The organism is Flavobacterium sp. (assembly GCF_044369455.1).
Classification (GTDB): Bacteria; Bacteroidota; Bacteroidia; order Flavobacteriales; family Flavobacteriaceae; genus Flavobacterium.
Map to the genome: position 1 here is coordinate 1 of NZ_JBIPLW010000050.1, position 3,859 is coordinate 3,859.

Annotated in this window: 2 protein-coding genes; one reads left to right on the forward strand and one right to left on the reverse strand. The window is 50.7% G+C overall.

From position 1 onward, the window contains the following. On the forward strand, nucleotides 1-729 hold a 729-nt coding region (locus tag ACIQ2L_RS13790), incomplete at its 5' end, for a sigma 54-interacting transcriptional regulator (RefSeq protein WP_396159819.1). A gap of 128 nt (nucleotides 730-857) precedes the next feature. Here ACIQ2L_RS13790 and ACIQ2L_RS13795 read toward each other — a convergent pair. Beyond that, nucleotides 858-3,859: cadherin domain-containing protein (locus ACIQ2L_RS13795; RefSeq protein WP_396159821.1), on the reverse strand; the 3,002-nt coding region annotated here is incomplete at its 5' end.

A 3,859-nucleotide genomic window follows, 5' to 3' on the forward strand; every position in this document is an offset into this window, starting at 1 on the left:
GCGGATCGTGGGACATTGTTCCTGGACGAAATTGGAACGGCCACTCCTGCATTACAGATCAAGATGCTTCGCGCATTGCAAGAGCTTGAATTCGAGCCGTTGGGTGGCACCGAAACTATTTCCGTGGACTCACGTGTCATTTTGGCTACGAACGAGAACTTGGAAAAGGCGGTAGCCGAAGGACGCTTTCGGCAGGATTTGTACTATCGAATCCATGTGATTCACATCGAGCTGCCCGCGTTGCGAGAGCGACGAGATGACATCCCATTGCTTTCGCAACACTTCCTTCAAACCGCGTGTAAGGAGTTTGGTCGCACCGTGGATGGCTTCACTGATGATGCAATGCAAGTGATGGTTGAACACTTGTGGCCAGGCAATATTCGGGAGTTGGAGAATGCCATTCAACGCGCTGTGTTGTTGACCAAAAGCAAGAGTATTGATGTTGCTTCACTACCATTTAGTTTGACCAAACACCCAACGTCGCAAATACCGAATACGCCGGTATCCGCTGGCAATTTGCTTGTGAACAATATCGATAACTACTCACAGTCGCGATCCGGCACGCGACCGTTGAGCGAGGCCCTGGAGGGGCCAGAGCGAGAAATCATTCTTGCAGCGCTCCGGCAAAATGATTGGAACCGAAATGTGACGGCCGATCTATTAGGGATCAATCGAACGACGCTTTACAAGAAAATGAAGAAGCTTGGAATCGAGCAGGCTTCACACTGAAATAGCGACAGAACTTGGTTCGACGGTGGCACAAGGCCACCGGGGATTTCTGATGACTCTAAATCTCTCGTCCATTTTGAGCGATCGTCGATCCAATCCATTCGGAGATCGATCACAATAGCATCTAGTTACGGTACAGCGATGTGAACCGTTTCCGTTCGACGAACATTTCCGGCTCCGTCCTGTGCCTCGACGAATAAATCGTAGTTTCCACGACTCAGTTCAAGCAGAGTGGAGGTGGTTGATAGTCCCGTCTTGACGGCTCCGGGGGTGCCACCGACTGGATATGCAAATACCTTATACCTATTGCCAGCTCCATGGTTGCTCCATGAAACTCTGAATGCGCCGTTGTTGTCCATGGCTGATAGGACTCGGAAGTCCGCTGTCGATGCAGCTAGCTTTCGGAATCGTTTGTCGGAGGACAAGGAAAAGCCTGTTCCTGTGCGAGTGGCAAGGGACAACACGCTGACGGTATCCGGGATGCTGCCAAACAGCGAAGCAATGGCAGCATCGGTCAATGTAAAGGATCCGTCTGACTGCACAAATTGCGATGCGTTTTTTCGTTCGATTCCGTTAAGCGTTACGAACAGTTCGCGACTGCTACTATTGATTCGACCCGTTACCCTGGTGTCGTTTGTCAGTCCTCGAATAGATCCTGTTTCCAACATAACAAGCTGGGAGAATTCTCCGAGCGGTTTCGGTTCCGCAGCATTGAGATAGTTGACAACAGCCAGCACATCGAGTGCTGCGATAACACCATCTCGGTCCACGTCTAGATCCCTTTGGTATGGCGGAGGCCCCGAAGTACTTCGATTGATGGCATTGACCAGTCCCAAGACATCCAGCGCGTTGATGGTGCTGTTGCGGTCCGTATCCATCGAACTGAGCCAGTCTTCGACGGGGCTGGTTGCCGGAGATACATCGACGACATGCGAGCCTGTCGCAATAATGGTTCCGTCGCGAGTCGCAGTTACCAAGATCGTGTAACTACCTGCCGTAGTGTAGCTGGTCGGAAATGCAACAGTTGCACCGCCGGACCGTTGCAGGTCTGCTGTGCCGTTGCTATCTAGATCTATCGAGTATTCCACGCCAGTCGTCGGAGAAGGATCGATGCCCGTTAAGTTCAACGTGATTGTCTTCTCTTCTCCGCTGAGAAACGTTGCAGCACCTGAGACATCGACTTTACCCAGAAGCGATGCATGAAAAATGGTTACCATGGGCGATGTGTAACTTTCTCCGAGGAGCTGGGTGTTGGTTTGACGTACCAATGCACCGTCAACTTCTAAGGAATAGAAACCATCATTCAGTTTTCCATCCTGTCGAACAAAAGGACCCGAAAACTGCAATGTCGTAATGGTTCTGCCACTCACGAGTGTATTGGTGATTCGAGGAATGTTCACCAGGCCGACAACATCGAGTTTTTGAAGCTTGAACGCATTCGCTCCAACGATAACGGGCGAATCCCATAGCACGCGAATGCTATCCGTTCCGGCAACGATCGTACCTCCTGAACCGTCGGTGATGGATTGTACTTCCGGACGGTTGTTCACCGACAAGAAATAATCAATCGATGGGTTGTTGGTGATCGGAAGTGTTGGGTCGACAACGCTGATCTTGGCTACATAGGATGATTTGGTCTCAAAATCAAACACAGCCCCTGCTTTGAGAACGAGCTGATTACCGACAATTTCAAACAATGCAGCATCGTCACCCGATAAGCGAAACTCGTTCGTTCCGAGTGCATCATCCAGGAATCGAATGGTCGCAAGTGCTTGTGAAGTAGCCGGAAGTCGCGACTCATTGATGTTGGATACAACATTCTCGAGGTTGACGGCAGTCGGAGGTTCGTTGACGTCGGAGATGCTCAATGCATAGTTCTTCGAAATCGTCTGAGCACCTGAAATTGTGTTGTCTACTAAGCGGACTGTTACTTGATAAGAACTCTTCGCTTCAAAATCCAATCCAGTTGAGGATGAAAACTGGAGGTTGGTACCAGAAATGGAGAAGAAGCGCGCATCGGGACCGGCGAGGGATAGACTATTGGTACCGATCGCATCGTCCGCAATTTGCAACTGAGCAACAGTGAGCGGACTGGATGTGTTGGCGGACTCGGGAAGAGACTGTACCACTGGTGTGATCGTCAAGTCCGTCGGCGCCTCGTTGACATCGGTGATTGTTAAAGTGAATTCGACAGAACTGTCCGGAGTGTTGCCGACCGTTGGATCGTCCACCATGACCAAAACACGGTATTGAGATTTGGTTTCGAAATCGAGACCTTGCAGGTTTTGGAATCGAAGTTGGCGATTGTTGATACTGAACAGCGCAGCGTCTTCTCCGCCTAGCGATAGTGTATTGGTCCCGAGCGCGTCATCCAGGAATCCGATGGTAGCCACGTTTACAGGAGATGCTACATTCGCCGTTTCTGCCAATGACACAACATTCGTGAACGATAACGACCTCGGCGGTTCATTCACATCCGTAATTCTGACCGTCATAGACACTGTAGAGCTGAGTGGTGGTGTGCCACCGTCTCGAACAACAACGGGAAACGTCCAAGTGGATTGTTGTTCGAAGTCGACTCGAGAATTGTCCAGAACCGAGAGGACTCCTGTGGTTGGATTCAAGGAGAAAACATTGGTCGGTCCGCCGGCGCCAATCGTGTACGTCAATGTACCGGCAACTCCTTGATCGGGGTCGGTTGCTGCAATGTTTCCTATGATCGTGCCATTCGCGGAGTTTTCAGCCAATGTGAATTGATGGCCCGCGATGATCGGAGACTCATTTACGTCCGTTGGTGAGATCGTAACATTTCGAATGGTGGATGCGGGTGGCGTGAGAGAGTCAAGGGCTCGTACGCGAATGACGAGTGGTGCTGTTGTTTCAAAATCCCAAGGTTGGGAATTAGCAACTCGAATCGTGCCCGTGATCGGATCTATTGCAAAGGGACCAGCATTGTCAAGGAATTCGTAACCGACAGTCTGGCCTGCATCGGGATCGATTGCAGTGATCTGCCCTGCTATGGTGCCGACAATAGAATTCTCTGGCAGGCTGAATGAGCTGTCAGAGAATTGAGGCGGTTGGTTATCACGGAATCCAAAATGGGCATTCAAGAGATGTTCGGTCTTGAGCA